We start from the raw sequence: 15,536 nt of genomic DNA, 5'->3' as shown, positions 1-15,536 counted from the left end.
CCGGATCTCACCACGGCAGGGGTTCGATGTCGCAGTTGATCCGATTCCATCGTCGGGCGGCCCGGCAGTAGGGGTGGTGCGGTCCGAGCACCTCGAGCAACCGGGGCAGGACGCTCTGCCGCCGGCTCTCCGCGTCGGATTCCCGCCCGGCGAGCCGGATGGTGACCGCCATGTTCGCCTCGCAGGCCAGCGTCTCCGGGTGCAGGCTCCCCCGTACGTCGCGCAACTGTTCCAGGGTCCGCGCTTCGATCGCCGCCGCGCCGGTCTGGTCGCCTTGGTCGGATCGGCAGCTGGCGACGTTCATCGCGCAGGTCAACGTGTACGGGTGCCGCGCGTCCAGACTTTCCCGGAAGGCCCGCAAGGTCTCACCGGCCAGGATCGAGGCCCGGTTGAGCTCACCGGAGTTGCGCAGGTAGATCGCCAGATTGTTGGACGCGGCGAGGGTGTACGGGTGGCTCGGGCCGAGGCTGACGCGCAGATCGTCGAACACCTGCTCGGCGAGCCGGGCCGCTTCGATCGTGTGGCCCTCGTCGGCGAGGTCTCCCGCGAGGTTGAGCTTGCAGGCCGACGTGTCCGGCACGGACGGTCCGAAGCGCGCGGTCATCCGCTCGATCGTGTCCTCGCTGAGCAGTCGGGCCGCCGTGCTGTCCCCCGCACGGCGGAGCGAGACGGCGAGGCTCTTCGCGGCGCGCAGCGTGTCCGGTGAGTCGTCGCCCACCACCGTCCGGTAGCGCTCGTAGGTGGAGCGGAGCAACTCGGCCGACCGGAGGTAGTCGCCGGCCTCCCGGACGTCCATTCCCAGGTTCGCCATCGAGTAGAGCGTGTACGGGTGATCGTCACCGAGCACGGTCCGCCGGCGAGCGAGCGTCTCCTCGTCCAGCTCGCGCGCCCGGTGGAAATCGCCGACCAGTCGGCACGACTCGGCGAGGTTGTTGGCGGCCGACAGTGCCCGCGGGTGGTCGTCGCCGAACAGGTCTTTGAACTGGCGGTAGGTGAGCTCGTCACGATCGAGGGCGGCCTGGTACTTCCCCAGGGTGCGCAGGTCGGCGGCGAGGCCCCCGGCGGTCAGCAGGATATGAGCGTCGTCCGGCCGCAGGGTGCGCTGCTGCCGATCGAACACGTCGGCGTCGACCTCGTAGGCCTCGAGGTAGCGCCCCTGGGAGCGCAGCACGTTGCCCAGGTGGAAGCGGAGGTAGAGCACCTGACGGTGGTCGGGCCCCATCGGGGTGTGCGTGCTCCAGAGCTCCTCCAGCCGGCGGCCGAGTGCTGCCGCGGAGTCCAGCTCACCTCGGCGCCACAGGTAGCGGACCCGCTCGATCAGCAGGCTGCGGGTCTCCTCCTCGTCGCAGTCACTCGCCATCGACGGGGTCAGGTGCGGCCAGATCTTGTCGAACTCCGGCCAGTTGTCCGGATCGTCGACACCACCCTGCCGAGGCCGGGCGCTGACCAGCACCTGATGGATCTGGTGGCGGGTGTGCTCCTGCTCGGCCTCGGTCATGCGGCTGCGGAGCACCGCCTGCACCAGCCGGTGGATCTGGATGGAGTTGCTCGGCTGGTCGATGCGCGCCAGCGCGAAGCGGGTGATCTCGCGGGTGACGCGTCCGAGCATCAGCTTCTCGCGGAGCGTCTCGTCGAACGGAACGAGGATGTTGCGCATCTCATCGCTGTAGACGAGTGAGATCGCGATCGAGTCCGGCGAGAAGAACGCACAGAGCTCGAGCAACCTGGCCGCCGCGCGCGAGCGGGCTTTGACCTGCCGGAACGACAGGTCCCAGGTCGCGGCGACCGGGGTCGGGTAGTCGGTCGGCCGGTTGATCGCGAGGACGTTCACCGGCCCGGCGGCGAGGTCTTCGAGGTACTGCTCGACCGAGAAGCCGGTCTCGTCCAGCCAGGCCCCGGCCTGCTCCAGCGCCAGCGGCAGGTTGCCGAGCGCCTCGGCCACCCGGGCCGCGTCCGACCTGGACAGGCCCGGCACCCGCCGGCTGAGCAGCTCGACGCTCTCTTCCTCGGTGAAGATGCCGATCTCCAGCGGATCGGCGACCCGGGCCCAGGCCGGGTTGCGTGACGTGATCAGTACGTGCCCGGAGCCACCGAGGTCGTACCGGCTCAGATCCTCCGGCTGGTCGGCGTTGTCGAAGACGACGAGGAAGCGGCTGTAGGGCTCGCCCCGGCGCAACGCCTCCAGCGCCGCAGCGGCGGCTTCCACGACGTCGTCGCCGCCGGCCAGTTCGAGCCGTTGGGCGAGGTCGGCGAAGCTGTGGTCGATGTCCTCCGGCTGTTCGGCCCGCACCCACCAGACCAGGTCGTAGTCACCGCGGAAGCGGTGGGCGTACTCGATGGCCACCTGCGTCTTACCGACGCCGCCCAGCCCGTGGAGGGCCTGCGGCAACACCACGATCTGGTTCCCGCCGGCCAGCTTGTCGCGCAGCCGTTCCAACTCGTCGGCGCGGCCGGTGAAACTGGCGTTGCGTGAGGGCACCTGCCAGACGGTCGGCTGGGCACCGGGGAAACGGGGTCCGTCCGCCGGGTCCGCGCCGACGCCCTCCGCCGACTCCGGCGGCAGGTCGAGTGCGAGCAGTAACGCGTCGGCCGCCATTCGTTCGTCGAGGCCGATCAGGTCGACCTGTGTCCGACGCGTGAACCGCGGACGAAGGCGGGCCGACGCGATCCGCACGGGGATCAGCTGCCGCCTGCTGCCGGCCGGGTCGGCATCGAGTACCGCCTGGAACACCGCTTCGGCCTGCGGTGAGCGCTGATAGGCGTCGGAGAGTAGTGCGATCGTCCGGCTGGCCGCCTCGGCGTGCTGGCGTGCCTCGGCCTCGGCGTCCCGGCCGGCCGCCTGTCCGGAGCCCTGGACGGTGACCCGGAAGCCGGCCGCCGTGAGCGTGTGGGCGATCCAGTCGGCCCACATCCGGTCCTCGGCCGCGTAGCTCAGGAACACGTCCGACTGGCCGACCGGGGCCCGGCGGACGAACGCCTCACGGGTACGCAGCCGCACGTCCTCGGGCAGCGGCGGCAACATCCCCACGCGGCCCTGAGTGATCGCCTCGGTCAGCCGCTCGTAGGCCGCCAGCAGGGAACTCGGTGGCGCGGGCGTGGCGTCGCCGAAGGTGGCGAGCGTCTCCTCGTAGGCGTAGAACGGGCGATACGGGATCTCGACCGACGACCAGTAGCGGTCGGCGTCCTCGCCGCGCAGGCCCCGCGGGAACCGGGCGAAGCGCGCGCGGGCCAGGGCTCGGCCGGCGTCCAGCTTCTCCTTCTCGGCCTCGTCCACCCGCATCGGCACGGGCAGGATCCGGATGTTGCGGTCGGCGTACCGGGTGTCGATCGTGCGGGCCACGGCCGATGCGCCTTCGATGGCCTGGTCGCTGAGCGTGAAGCAGTCCACCAGGACATCGGGCAGCTGGATCGTGCAGATGTCGGCGACGTCGCTGTAGCCCGTCCTGCTGTCGATCAACACGTAGTCGTAGTGCGACTTCATGTTGGCCCGCAGGGCGTCGAGAAACTGCCCGCCGCCGAGCCGGACGTAGAAATTGTCCCAGTCCAGGCTGCTGACCGAGGACGAGTAGTCGCGGTTCTGCCGGCCGGCCGACACGAAATCCAGCCCGCCGCCGGCGGGGAAATGCGACCAGTCGACGGAGATCGCGCACCGCAGGATGTCCGCGAACTCCAGGTGCCAGCCGTCCTCGCGTTCGGTGTGGTCGGTCACCGCGAAAGCGAAATCGGTGATCAGATCGATGACGCCCGGGGTGGCCCGCAGCGTCTCGTCGTCCAGGAACGGGCGGAAGAACTTGTGCAGGCCGGGCGACTCCAGATCCCAGTCGACCACCAGGACGCGGTGCCCGCTGCTGGCCAGTATCCAGGCCACGTTCGCGAGGGCCATGGTTCGGCCGGTGCCGCCTTTGTAGGAGTAGAACGTGACGACGACGCCGTCGGCCGACTGGGTCATGGTGACTCCTCGGGGTCGTCGAGGGGCGGTATCGAGAGGCTGCCGGTCGTCGGCGGCGGCGGGCCGCCCAGGCGGGGCCGGGAGCCGGGCGGCTCGAGCGGCATCGACGAGTCGGCACTACCGAAGAAGCGCCGGACGGCGAGCGCGACCACGTGAGGCAGCTCGGTCGTGAATTCCTCCAGCGTGCCGAGGCCGTTGGCGGCCGCCCGGGAGACGCGCCGGCAGTCCTCCAGACGACGCGACAGCACGTCGTTCAACGCCCGGCGCAGGGTGTCCTCGGCCGACCGGCTCTCCTGGTCGGTTTCGCTCCACGCGACCGCCGCCCCGATCCACCCCTTCCGCTGCGAATCCAGGGTCGCCAGACGGTCGGCGAGAGGTGGGTTCACCGCTGCCCACGGGTCGATCAGCAGCACGACCGGCGCCTGCGGTGGCCGGTCGGCCAGGAGCGCGCCGCTGTCGGCGCTGAAGTCGCGGATCTCCGGCCGGTAGTCGAGGTTCTGGACGACCCGGCCCGCATGGTCGGCGATCGGGTGCGGTGAGACGGGGTGGTAGGGCTTCCAGTCCCGGGGATCACCACCGTAGAAGACCTTCGACCGCTCGGGCGGACAGTCGGTGCGCGGGGGCGCCACGACCGTCAGCTGCACCCGGCGCCCCTCTCCGGTGCCGCCGTTGAGCCCGAACGAACTACCGAACCGGTCGTACGGAACCAGCGGCCCGGGCGCCGGACGCGCCACGCGGCCGACCTCGACGATGCGCTCGGCGAGGTGGTGCACGGTCCACCGGTAATCGGCGCGGAAACGCCCGCCCATGCGGAGCAGGCCGAACACCCCGTAACGAGAATACGACGCCGGAAACGGTGGGCCGGCCAGCTGGATCGAGCTCACGACTTCCGGGAGGTTTCCCGGCTCCACCGGTGTCCAGAGGATCGGGACGATTCCCTCCCGCCCGCTGTATCCGTGCGCCATATCGTTGAGCTGACGGGTGGTGAAGGCGTTCCACTCCCGGCCGCATTCGGGGCTGTCGAAATAGCGCAGCGCATAAAGCGGCACGAACACCCGGCAGGTCGCCAATCCGAAAGCCAGCCGATCGCGCCAGTGAGCGCCGGATCGTAAGTCTTCCTGGTCCAGGAAACCGGCGGGCGCGTGACGCGGCAACTCGGACTCGGTGGTGAGTTCCGCGACCGTCTCGTTCAAGTCGTCGAACAGTTGCTTGACCAGCCGGTCCGACTCGCCACGTCCATTGGTGGGGCCGGAGGAACGCGAGTAACTCAGAAAAAACCACAGCCGCCGGGGATCGGCCGGATCGATCGGGGATTGCCGTTCCGGTGGTGGTGACGCGTCGTTTTCCGGCACCGCGTCCCACCCCCTGGATCCACCGCGGAAAACCCAGCGTATAAGACACTCGCGACAGTCGCGCGTGGATCGGGATCGCGAGTCAGTCCATTGTCGTGAGCGGTATTCGTTTCACCACGAGTCGAGTGTGTCCTGCATCGCCGCCGCGACCTGGAGCCCTCGCGTCGTCAAGGCGCCCGAGCCGGCCAGCACCGCTACCGCATCCGCCGTGTCGGCGCGATGGGAGTCGAACTTGCGGCGGGCCGCCTGGCCCTCGGGGCCGGCCCCGGCCCGGCGGCGCCAGAAATCGGCCACCGCCAGATGCGCGTAGGCGCCCTGGAGCACACCTTCGACCGGCCGGGGGTCGGGACGCCACGCCACCGTGAACCGGGGCGGATCGGCCATCGGGTGCAACAGGTCGAGCAGGTCCAGGAGTGCACCCATCTTGACGTGCTGGAACTCGTGCAGCAACAGCAGAGCCAACTGAGCCGGCTCGGACGGGAGCGCGACACCGATGGCCCCGAAACCGGTACGGGCGGTACCGCTCACGCTCCGCCCACCGGGGTCGGGCTCCAGCGGGGTGATCGCCACCAGCCCGGCCCGAATACCCGGAGCGTAGTCGGCGTACTCGCGCCGCACGATGTCCCAGGCCCGTCCGAACCGGTCCTGCCACTCGAGCGCCTCCGCAGCCGCGAGGTAGGGCCGGGCACGCAGCGGGCTGTAGTCGCGGTACGGATCGACGTCGTCGAGCGCCACGCTGATGTCGCCGGCATGCAGATGGCGCACCGGATGCCAGGCCGCCGCGTCCGAGCCGGGTTCGAGGTCGCCGCCCACGATGTGCCAGGTCTCCCCGGGCCCGCGGACGGCGAGACCTTTCTCGCCGACTTCGACCGTCAGCTCGGCGCCAGCCCGCCCGGTCTCCAACCGGCCCACGGTCGGCACCGACAGGGCACCATCGGAGCCCACCGTGACCCGCAGGTCGACCTCCACGCCCGCCTCGTGCGCGGCGGCAATCGCCAGACCGGTCAGGTAGGCGACCTCGGCCGGTCCGGCGCCGCTCAGACAACGGCCGGCCCAGGCCGTCAGGTACGGATGCGCGAGGAGACGGTCGAGGATGCCGCCGTCCTCCCGGTCGACGCGGTCGAGCAGATCCCAGGCCTCCGAGTCGATGCCGGCCACGGCCACCAGATGCCAGTACGCCCGGGCCAGCAGACCACGGCGGAACCCGCGTTGGCCCTCGGCCAGTGACCGCACGGCGTGCTCGCCTCCCACGCCCCCGGCGAGTGCCGCGAAATCGGCCTCGGGCAGGTGGAACCGCGGGCCGGTCGGCACCCGGTCGCGGACGATGCGGATCAGCTCCTTGAGGTCGGCGCAGTAGACGGACGGGTTGGCGAAGCCGGATCCCCGCCGGTAGCGGTGGGCGTACAGGCCACCGCCGCAACTGTCGACGACCGGGCAGGCCCGGCACTCCGCACAGAGCGCGTCGAGGCCTCCCTGGCGAGCGGTGATACCCGGGTGGCGGGCCGCGACGTCGAACGAATCGGCGAAGACGCTCAGCCCGGTCGCCGCCGCACCGTCGAACGCGGTCTTGAGGGAGTCCGCCTGTTCCAGCGAGCCATCCGTCTCGATCACCAGCAGGTCGGCGTCCTGGAGCCCGATCGCCTCGGTGAGGCTGCTCAGGCCGGCCGTCGTGCGGACTATCGAGTCGAAGAGCCGAATCGGCACCGGTCGACCGTCCGCCGTCCAGCGGTCGAAGATGCGGCCGAGCCAGCGTGCGTATTCCGGCGCGTTCCCTGCCGACGCGGCCGGCGGCGTCTCCCAGGTGGCGTGCGGGAACAAGAACTCGAGCGCCGGTGGCTCGTGGGAGAGCAGCGCCTCGTAAACGACGATCGGGTCATTGGCGACGTCGATCGTGCACAGCAAGCCGCTGAACAATGATCGGTAGCGTTCTGCGCGCAGCAGATCGATCGCCCGGACGACGTGCGGGTGGCTACTCCGCCCGTTGGCGAACCGCCGATGCCGGTCGTTTGCCGTTCGGTCGCCGTCGAGCGAAAGCCCCACCTTGATCTCATGGTCGAGGAACAGTTCGGCCCAACGCTCGTCGAGCACTACGCCATTCGTGTGTATTCGTAGATCGAGAGCGCATCCGGCAGGCAAGGCCGCACGCAGCGCGGTGGCCGCCCGGGCCAGTTTCGCTCGACCGGCCAGGAGTGGCTCGCCACCGTGAAACACCACCCCCACCGCGGGCGAGCGATGGGCAGCGGCGTGTTCGCCGATCCGTTCCGCAGCCCGCTCGACGGTCTCGTCGGCCATGACCCCGGGTTGGTTGCGCCATCCGGTATCGGCGTGCTCGTACACGTAGCAGTGATCGCACGACAGATCGCATCTGCTGTGCACTTTCAGCACGTACTGCCGGAAGGGGACGACATCCGCAGCCACAGCGGCAACCGCTCAGATCATCGAGTTGAACATCGCTATGGGAATCGGACCGTTCTCGGCATGACCCGGGACGATGCGTTTCACAGCCCGCGCCAGACCCGGATCGTGCGGATCTATGTCACTCAACCGCACCGCGCGGAAGTCGGTGAGCTGGGTCGTGATCTCGGTCTGTTCGCCCGTGGTGTTCATCGGTCCCTGCGATTGAGTAATCGGTCTACGCGCGTGGCTGGCTGACCAGTAGCACACTAGTGATTCCTGGTTGCGGTGAGGCGGTTTAGCTCCACGTGGCGCGATAATTGCCCCGGCCATCGGGTTGATCCTGCCTAGGATCGCAGCTCACGACAACCCTGCGCGCACGCTTGCCGCGGCCCGGTGGGCGATTGCCCTGGCCGGGCCGCGACGAGCGTTCTCAGTCCAGCAGTTCGGTGACCGTGCCCGCGGCGACCGTGCGGTTGCCCTCACGAACGGCGAAGCCCAGGCCTACCTCGAGCGCGACCGGCTTGCTCAGGTCCACCACGACCGCGTCGAGGGTGTCACCCGGCATCACCAGGTCCACCCCGTCCAGCTCCAGGCCGCCCGACACGTCGGTCGTGTGGAAGTAGAACTGGGGCCGGTAGTTGGCCTCGAACGGCGTGTGGCGGCCGCCCTCGGCGTGGGTCAGCGCGTACATCGTCGCCCGGAACCGCTGGTGCGGCGTGACGCTGCCCGGGGCCGCGACCACCTGGCCGCGCTGCACCTGCTCGCGCTTGATCCCGCGCAGCAGCACGGCGGCGTTGTCACCGGCCTGGGCCGAGTCGAGCGACTTGCCGAACATCTCCAGCCCGGTGGCGACGCTCGCCACCGTCGGGCCGAGGCCGACGACCTCGACCGGCTCGCCGACGCGCAGCGTGCCGCGCTCGACCTTGCCGGTGACGACGGTGCCCCGGCCGCTGATCGAGAGCACGTTCTCGATCGGCATCAGGAACGGCTCACCGAGCTCACGCGGAGGCACCGGCACGTAGCTGTCCACCGCGTCGAGCAGGTCGACGATCGACCGCACCCAGCGCGGGTCGCCCTCCAGCGCCTTGAGCGCGCTGACCGGGACCACCGGCACCTCGTCCCCGGGGAAGCCGTACTCCGACAGCAGCTCGCGGACCTCCAGCTCGACCAGGTCGAGCAGCTCGGGGTCGTCGACGGCGTCGCTCTTGTTGAGCGCCACCACCAGGTACGGCACCCCGACGCGACGGGCGAGCAGCACGTGCTCGCGGGTCTGCGGCATCGACCCGTCCTGCGCCGACACCACGAGAATGGCCCCGTCCACCTGCGCCGCCCCCGTGATCATGTTCTTCACGTAGTCGGCGTGTCCGGGCATGTCCACGTGCGCGTAGTGACGCGTCGGCGTCTCGTACTCGACGTGCGCGATCGTGATCGTGATACCGCGGGCGGCCTCCTCCGGCGCCTTGTCGATGCCCTCGAACGCGACGTACCGGTTGGCGGCCGGGTCGCGGTCGGCGAGCACCTTCGTGATGGCGGCGGTCAGGGTCGTCTTGCCGTGGTCGACGTGCCCCATCGTCCCGATGTTGACGTGCGGCTTGGTACGGATGAACTGGCTCTTGGCCATGATTTCCTCACTGGTTGCAAGGCACTCCTGGTTGATCGACCGCGGCCTCGGCCGCGTCAGAACCCGGGCAGGTGGCAGCCACCCTTCCCCGGGGTTCTGCTGCCGATGGGGAAGGGTCAGAGTCGGGTATCGACGCCGTCGAACGAAAAAACGCGCGCGGGAGCCACCGACGAGGGCAGCTGCAGACCGGGCGCGAACATGGGCATCACGGTAGCCCTCAACACCGCGGACCCCGACTGAATTTCCGGGGCCGTCCGCCGTCGGTCCGGGGCGGCGGCCGACGCCACCGCCAGCTCGAACCCGGCGAGGATCGCGGCGATCTGGTCCGCGCGCCGCAAGTGGGTCGGGGTGGGCATGACCCCGACCGGCTGGTCGAAGTCGATCAACGACCGGACGTCGGGGTGTTCGATCACGTTCCGCCAGTCCACTGTGCGCAGTGGACCGCACCACCACACCCCGGCGGCCGGGCCCCGGCGGCCGGGCGATCACCCGGCCGGCGGGGCCGTGCTCGTCAGCCGACCAGCGTGCACCAGACGACACCCGCGGTGAAGAGCGCCGGGTTCGGCGCCTTCTTCAGCTCGGAGGCCTTCGGCAACTTGCGCTTCCACAGCACTTTCGCCAAGCGGCCGGGGCCGGTGAGGTGGCTCTTCACGCCCTGGACCACGCACTGCCCGACCGGCTTGCCCATGGCTACGGCGGCTCCGATGTCCCCGGACGGCGTCCGGTTGGAGACCGTCCCGCCTTCCGGGGTACCGCCGCGGTCGTCCATCAACACGAACGTCGTCGGGAGAACGGCCGCACACGCGAACTGGTCCGGCTCGGGCAGTGCCGCGACGAGTTGGTCGCCGGTGGCGGGCCCGACGATGCCGTCCGCGAGGAGACGACGCTCGACCTGGAATCGGCGAACCGCCGCGTAGGTCTCGCTGCCGAACTTCCCGTCGGCCGCGATGCCCAGGGCCCGCTGGACACAGGCGACGCCGCCCGGCGGGTTCGCGTACCGGGCCGACGGTCCGATGTAACGGACGCCCGGATTGGCGGTGGCGGCGGCAGCGGGTAGAAGGACGGCGGCGACCGTCACGCCGAGCACGACGAGGAGGGCGCGGAGTCGCCGGGGCGCCGGGGTGGTGCGAGGCATTCGATTCCTAGCTTCGAAGCGGGTGGACGACGCCAGGATCGGTCAGATGCGCCGTTCACCGGCATCGACCGACTGGCGGTCGGAGACCGGCCCGGCCGGTGTCGGCGCGGCCGCGGTGCGCCGATTCATTCCGGTGAACCCGGAGCACCCGGGCGGGTGGTGCGCTCCGGGGTTAGGGTGCGTGGATGACTACGCCGTCGCAGGGTGCGGGGTTGCCGGCGATCGGGCGGCCGGCGACCCGTGCGCTGGGCGAGGCCGGGGTCCGGACGCTGGAGCAGGTGGCGTCCTACCGCCGTCGGGAGTTGCTCGCCCTGCACGGCGTCGGGCCGAAGGCGGTCGGCATCCTCGCCGAAGCGCTGGCCGCGCACGGGCTCGCCTTCGCGGACGAGCGCTGACGCGCCTCTTCACGCGATGGAGCCGGCCACCAGGGCGGCCAGGAAGCCGAGGACCGAGCCGCCGGCCACGGCGCCGGCCTGGAGCCTCGTTCGCTTCGACAGCGCCACCAGCCCGCAGCCGATCATCGAGTAGAAGAAGAACGTCCAGGAGAGCAGCAGCGTCACCTGGACCTCCGCCTTGATCCCGTTGTCCGGCATCCGGTGCAGCCCGATCCCGTACAGCACGATCGACGCGAGGTGCGGAACGGTTCCCAGCGCCCCGAGCACCCACAGCCGCCGGGCGCTCGGCGGAACGAACGGCGGCACCGGCGGCGGCCCGTACGCCGGCCCGACCGGCGGAACCACCGGCGGCCCGACCGGCAGCCGAACGGCCGGCGGCCCCGCAACCGGCGGCTCGGCCGACGCCGCCAACGGCGAGTCAGCCGACGCCGCCGTCGGATAGGGAGCCTGCGGATACGAAGCCTGCGGATACGGAGGCGGATACGAAGACGGCACCCCGACGGGCACCTCCTTCGACCGCACATACGCACGAACCACCGCGCGCCACAGCCACACGTTCAGCACCGCCGCACCGGTGTACACCACGACGATCGCGACCCCGATCCCCGCCCGACCCCCCGCCGAGAACAGAAGCGTGGCGAGACCGAGAACGTCCGACAGCACCAGCGCGACGGGGAACAGCAGAACGCCCACGTAGATCCGGTCGACGAGATAGCTGCCCGCCGCCTCGCTCACCGCACACAGGAACACGACGAACACGTACAGCGGTGCGACCAGACGCTTCACAACCGTCACCCTAAGTAGGCACGGTTGCAAACCGGTCAGCGCTGGTACGGGTAGCGGTAGTCCGTCGGGGGCACGAACGTCTCCTTCAGCGAGCGGGGGCTGACCCACCGGGTCAGGTTCGCCGCGGCACCGGCCTTGTCGTTGGTGCCGGAAGCCCGGCCGCCACCGAACGGCTGCTGGCCGACGACGGCGCCGGTGGGCTTGTCGTTGACGTAGAAGTTGCCGGCCGCGAAACGCAGCTCCCGCTGCGCCCAGGCGATCGCGCGGCGGTCCCGGGCGATGACCGAGCCGGTCAGCGCGTACGGCGCGATCGACTCCATGCCGCGGACCACCTGCTCGAAGTTCGCGTCCTCGTAGACGTGCAGGGCCAGGATCGGGCCGAAGTACTCGGTCGTGAACATCTCGTCGGTCGGGTCGCCGCCCTCGACGACGGTGGGGTGCACGAAGTAGCCCACCGAGTCGTCGAGCTCGCCCCCGACGAGCACGTCGAGGTGGGACGACTCCTTCGCCCGCTCGATCGCGGCCCGGTGCTTCGCGAACGCCCGCGCGTCGATGACCGCGCCCAGGAAGTTCGTGAAGTCGGTCGGGTCGCCGATCGGAATCGACTCGATCTCGGCGAGGAACGAGTCCTTCATCCGCGCCCACACCGAGCGCGGCACGTAGGCGCGCGAGGCGGCCGAGCACTTCTGGCCCTGGAACTCGAACGCGCCGCGGATCAGCGCGGTACGCAGCACGTCGGGGTCGGCCGACGGGTGCGCGACGACGAAGTCCTTGCCCCCGGTCTCGCCGACGACGCGCGGGTACGACCGGTAGTTCGCGATGTTGGCGCCGACCTCGCGCCACAGGTGCTGGAACGTCGGGGTCGACCCGGTGAAGTGGATGCCGGCCAGGTCGGGGCTGGCCAGCGCGACCTCGGAGACCTCGAGGCCGTCACCGGGAAGCATGTTGATCACGCCCGGCGGGAGACCGGCCTCGGTCAGCAGCTCCATCGTCAGCGACGCCGCGAGCTGCTGGGTCGGTGAGGGTTTCCAGAGCACCGTATTGCCCATCAGGGCCGGTGCGGTCGGCAGGTTGCCGGCGATCGCGGTGAAGTTGAACGGGGTGATCGCGTAGACGAACCCTTCGAGCGGGCGGTGGTCGGTGCGGTTCCACACGCCGGAGCTGTTCGCGATCGGCTGGTCGGCGAGGATCTGACGCGCGTAGTGGACGTTGTAGCGCCAGAAGTCGATCAGTTCGCAGGCGGCGTCGATCTCGGCCTGGAACGGTGTCTTCGACTGGCCCAGCACGGTGGCCGCGTTGAGTCGCTGGCGCCACGGGCCGGCGAGCAGGTCGGCCGCCCTGAGCAGCACCGCGGCGCGGTCGTCGAAGTCCAGGTCACGCCAGCCGGGCGCGGCGTCGGCGGCGGCGCGCACCGCGGCACGGGCGTCGTCGCGGGTGGAGTTGCGCAGCGTGCCGAGGACGTGCTGGTGGTCGTGGGGCTGGACGACGTCGATCTCCGCACCGCCACCGGCCACCCAGGAACCGCCCACGTAGCCGCGCAGGTCGTGCCGTTCCTTCTCGAGGCGCGCGATCTCCGCCTGCAGGGCGTCGCGTTCGCCGCTGCCCGGCGCGTAGGTCAGGTTCGGCTCGTTCGTCGGAGCCGGCGGGGCCGTCACTGCGTCCATGGATGCTCCAGGTCGGGGATCGGGAGGTGGTCAGCCGCGCGCGAGGGCACGGAGGAAGAAGGCGACGTTGGCCGGCCGCTCGGCGAGCCGACGCATGAAGTACCCGTACCAGTCGGTGCCGAACGGCACGTAGACGCGCAGCCGCCGGCCCTGCTCGACCAGCTCGCGCTGCCGGTCGGTGGAGACGCCGTAGAGCATCTGCGCCTCCCAGTCCCCCGCGCTCCGGCCGGTCTCGGCCGCCGCCCGCACCGCGTGCCCGAGCATGGCCGGGTCGTGGGTCGCGATCATCGGGTAGCCGCCGGACTCCATGAGGCTGCGGATGCCCCGGCGGTAGGCGTCGTCCACCTCGGTCTTCTGCTGGTACGCGACGTCCCGGGGCTCGCGGTAGGCGCCCTTCACCCACCGGATCCGGGTGCCCGGCCCGGCCAGGTCGGCCAGGTCGCGCTCGCTGCGCCGCAGGTTGGCCTGGAGCACGCTGCCGGTGAGCGGGAACTCGACGCGCAGCTTCGCGCCGATGGCCAGCGTCGAGTCGACGGTCGTGTGGTCCTCCATGTCGAGGGTGACCGTCGCGCCCACCGCCGTGGCGGCCTCGCAGATCACCCGGGCGTTCGACTCGGCGAGTTCGTCGCCGGAGCCCGGCAGCGCCTGGCCGAGGGCCGAGAGTTTGAGCGAGACGTCCGCGCCCTCGGCGCAGTTCTGCTCGGCCAACGCGGTCAGCAGCGCGAGGTAGGCGGCGGTGGTCGCGGCGGCGCCGGCGGCGTCGGTGACGTCCTCGCCGAGGACGTCGATCGTCACCGAGCGACCCTGCCGGCGCAGGTACTCACCGGCCAGCACCACGTCGGCGATCTCCTCGCCGGCCACGAACCGGTCGACGACCCGCCGGGTCACCGGGACACGCTCGACGACACGGCGGACGCGCCCGCTCCGGGCGGCACGGTTGAGCGCAGAGCTGAGCATGGTCGAACGCTAGAGCGGCAGCTCAGGGGCGCGGCACCGACAGGTGTCACGTGATCACCGGTCAAACATGTGACACTTGTCTAGTGACGGCGCTCGACGACCTGGTGGACGACATGGCCGGGCTGCTCGACGCGCCCTGCACGCTGGAGGATCCCGACTTCCGGCTCATCGGGTTCTCCGGGCAGGGCCGCGCCGGTGTCGTCGACGAGGTCAGGCGCCACTCGATCCTCGAGCGCGGTTCGACGCCGGAGGTGCGCGAGTGGTTCCTCTCGCACGGCATCCGGGACGCGACCGGGCCGGTGCGCACCCCGGCCGATCCGGACCGGGGCATCGCCGCGCGGCTGTGCATCCCGGCGCGGCACCGGGGGCGCGTCCACGGCTACTTCTGGCTCCTCGAGGACGAGCACCCGATCTCCGTGGAGCACTGGGCCGAGGCCACCCGGATCGCCGAGTCGGCCGCGTCGCTGCTCGGCTTGGTCGAGCGCAGGCAGGCGCGGCGGGACGCGAACTACCGCGAAGCGGTCGAGGGCCACGGTGGCGCCGCGCAGCACTCCGCGCTGGAACTGGCGAGCGCGGCCGGCCTGGACGTGCGTGACCCGGTCGCCTGCGTGCTCGTTCACCGCCCCGACCTCGGCGGTCAGCTGGCGAGCCGGTCGACGCGCTCCGGCCTGGTCTGGGTGCGCGAGGACAGCGCGGTCTGCGCCGCGGTCGTGCACGCCGAGCTGATCCGGACCGCGACGGACCTGCCGGCGACGCTGTCGGCCCTGGGCCTCGGGCGGCGGCTGTCGTCGTTGGACGAGTCGACCTGGGTCGGCATCGGGCCCGTCGTGTCCGGCCTGGCCGAACTCGCCCACAGCCGCACCGGCGCCCGGGTCGCGCTCCGGGTGGCCCGGGCCCGGGAGGGCGGAACGGTCGTGGAGTGGGACGCGCTCGGGCCGCTCGGGCTGCTCGGCGTCGCCCGCGACGACGACCTGGCCCGCACCCTGCTGACGCCACGCGTCCGCCGGTTCCTCGACGAGGCACCCGCGGCGCTGGTGGAGACCGCGCGGGTGTTCCTGGACGAGGCCGGCAGCGTGGCGCGGGCCACCGGCCGGCTCTCGGTGCACCGCCAGACCGTCTACCACCGGCTGGCCCAGATCGAACGCTCGACCGGCTGCGACCTCTCCACCGGCGAGGGCCGGCTGCGCCTGCACCTGGCGCTCCGGCTAGCCCCCTACCTCGGCTAGGGCCTGTTTGAATTGCTGGTCAGCGCAGCCATTCGTTGATCGCGGCGATGTGCA

Annotated in this window: 12 protein-coding genes; 3 read left to right on the top strand and 9 right to left on the bottom strand. The window is 70.9% G+C overall.

The annotated features are described in order from the left end of the window. Nucleotides 1–7 precede the first annotated feature (7 nt). The 3 genes from fxsT to ABD437_RS03135 form a co-directional block, all read right to left on the bottom strand. On the bottom strand, nt 8–3,949 hold the full coding sequence (gene fxsT, locus ABD437_RS03145) for an FxSxx-COOH system tetratricopeptide repeat protein (protein ID WP_344647198.1): 3,942 nt from the start codon (nt 3,947–3,949) through the stop codon (nt 8–10). Beyond that, nucleotides 3,946–5,301 carry a TIR-like protein FxsC gene (locus ABD437_RS03140; protein ID WP_344647197.1) on the bottom strand — a complete coding sequence of 452 codons (1,356 nt, stop codon included), beginning with the start codon at nt 5,299–5,301 and terminating at the stop codon, nt 3,946–3,948. The genes fxsT and ABD437_RS03140 overlap by 4 nt, the downstream gene beginning before the upstream one ends. 111 nt (nt 5,302–5,412) lie before the next feature. Further along, on the bottom strand, nt 5,413–7,638 hold the full coding sequence (locus ABD437_RS03135; RefSeq protein ID WP_425558083.1) for an FxsB family cyclophane-forming radical SAM/SPASM peptide maturase: 2,226 nt from the start codon (nt 7,636–7,638) through the stop codon (nt 5,413–5,415). Between ABD437_RS03135 and ABD437_RS42975 the strand changes: the two genes are divergently transcribed. Beyond that, the gene (locus ABD437_RS42975; RefSeq protein WP_425558088.1) at nt 7,546–7,953 is read left to right on the top strand and encodes a hypothetical protein; all 408 of its coding nucleotides are present in this window, start codon (nt 7,546–7,548) and stop codon (nt 7,951–7,953) included. The genes ABD437_RS03135 and ABD437_RS42975 overlap by 93 nt on opposite strands. A gap of 175 nt (nt 7,954–8,128) precedes the next feature. On the opposite strand, the gene tuf is transcribed toward ABD437_RS42975, so the two are convergent. The 3 genes from tuf to ABD437_RS03115 form a co-directional block, all read right to left on the bottom strand. Further along, nucleotides 8,129–9,319, bottom strand: a complete 1,191-nt coding sequence (gene tuf, locus ABD437_RS03125; RefSeq protein WP_344647195.1) for an elongation factor Tu — start codon at nt 9,317–9,319, stop codon at nt 8,129–8,131. Nucleotides 9,320–9,435: 116 nt separating this feature from the next. Beyond that, a complete protein-coding gene (locus ABD437_RS03120; RefSeq protein WP_344647194.1) occupies nt 9,436–9,747 on the bottom strand; it encodes a hypothetical protein in 312 nt (103 codons plus the stop codon). 83 nt (nt 9,748–9,830) lie between these two features. Beyond that, nucleotides 9,831–10,454 (bottom strand): peptidoglycan-binding domain-containing protein, encoded by a 624-nt coding sequence (locus ABD437_RS03115; RefSeq protein ID WP_344647193.1) that lies wholly within the window; start codon nt 10,452–10,454, stop codon nt 9,831–9,833. A gap of 185 nt (nt 10,455–10,639) precedes the next feature. Between ABD437_RS03115 and ABD437_RS03110 the strand changes: the two genes are divergently transcribed. Then, entirely contained in the window at nt 10,640–10,849 is a 210-nt protein-coding gene (locus ABD437_RS03110) for a helix-hairpin-helix domain-containing protein (protein ID WP_344647192.1), read from the top strand. A gap of 9 nt (nt 10,850–10,858) precedes the next feature. Here ABD437_RS03110 and ABD437_RS03105 read toward each other — a convergent pair whose 3' ends face one another. The 3 genes from ABD437_RS03105 to ABD437_RS03095 are packed head-to-tail and all read right to left on the bottom strand — an operon-like array spanning nt 10,859 to nt 14,256. Continuing rightward, complete coding sequence (locus ABD437_RS03105) at nt 10,859–11,635, bottom strand: hypothetical protein (protein ID WP_344647191.1); 777 nt, start codon at nt 11,633–11,635, stop codon at nt 10,859–10,861. 35 nt (nt 11,636–11,670) lie between these two features. Next, nucleotides 11,671–13,299, bottom strand: coding sequence for an L-glutamate gamma-semialdehyde dehydrogenase (gene pruA, locus ABD437_RS03100; protein ID WP_344647190.1), 1,629 nt, complete (start codon nt 13,297–13,299; stop codon nt 11,671–11,673). Nucleotides 13,300–13,329: 30 nt separating this feature from the next. Beyond that, on the bottom strand, nt 13,330–14,256 hold the full coding sequence (locus ABD437_RS03095; RefSeq protein WP_344647189.1) for a proline dehydrogenase family protein: 927 nt from the start codon (nt 14,254–14,256) through the stop codon (nt 13,330–13,332). Nucleotides 14,257–14,339: 83 nt separating this feature from the next. Here ABD437_RS03095 and ABD437_RS03090 point away from each other — a divergent pair, with 83 nt between their 5' ends. After that, nucleotides 14,340–15,482 (top strand): PucR family transcriptional regulator, encoded by a 1,143-nt coding sequence (locus ABD437_RS03090; RefSeq protein WP_344647188.1) that lies wholly within the window; start codon nt 14,340–14,342, stop codon nt 15,480–15,482. Nucleotides 15,483–15,536 lie beyond the last annotated feature (54 nt).

Origin of the sequence: Cryptosporangium japonicum, from assembly GCF_039524755.1 — a bacterium.
In the GTDB taxonomy this organism is placed as follows: Bacteria; Actinomycetota; Actinomycetes; order Mycobacteriales; family Cryptosporangiaceae; genus Cryptosporangium; species Cryptosporangium japonicum.
This window is presented reverse-complemented; position numbering and strand designations above follow the sequence as displayed.

Coding starts and splice junctions, on each gene's coding strand:
- ABD437_RS03115 (WP_344647193.1), bottom strand. CDS start 10,454: ATGCCTCGCACCACCCCGGCGCCCCGGCGACTCCGCGCCCTCCTCGTC.
- ABD437_RS03110 (WP_344647192.1), top strand. CDS start 10,640: ATGACTACGCCGTCGCAGGGTGCGGGGTTGCCGGCGATCGGGCGGCCG.
- pruA (WP_344647190.1), bottom strand. CDS start 13,299: ATGGACGCAGTGACGGCCCCGCCGGCTCCGACGAACGAGCCGAACCTG.
- fxsT (WP_344647198.1), bottom strand. CDS start 3,949: ATGACCCAGTCGGCCGACGGCGTCGTCGTCACGTTCTACTCCTACAAA.
- tuf (WP_344647195.1), bottom strand. CDS start 9,319: ATGGCCAAGAGCCAGTTCATCCGTACCAAGCCGCACGTCAACATCGGG.
- ABD437_RS03095 (WP_344647189.1), bottom strand. CDS start 14,256: ATGCTCAGCTCTGCGCTCAACCGTGCCGCCCGGAGCGGGCGCGTCCGC.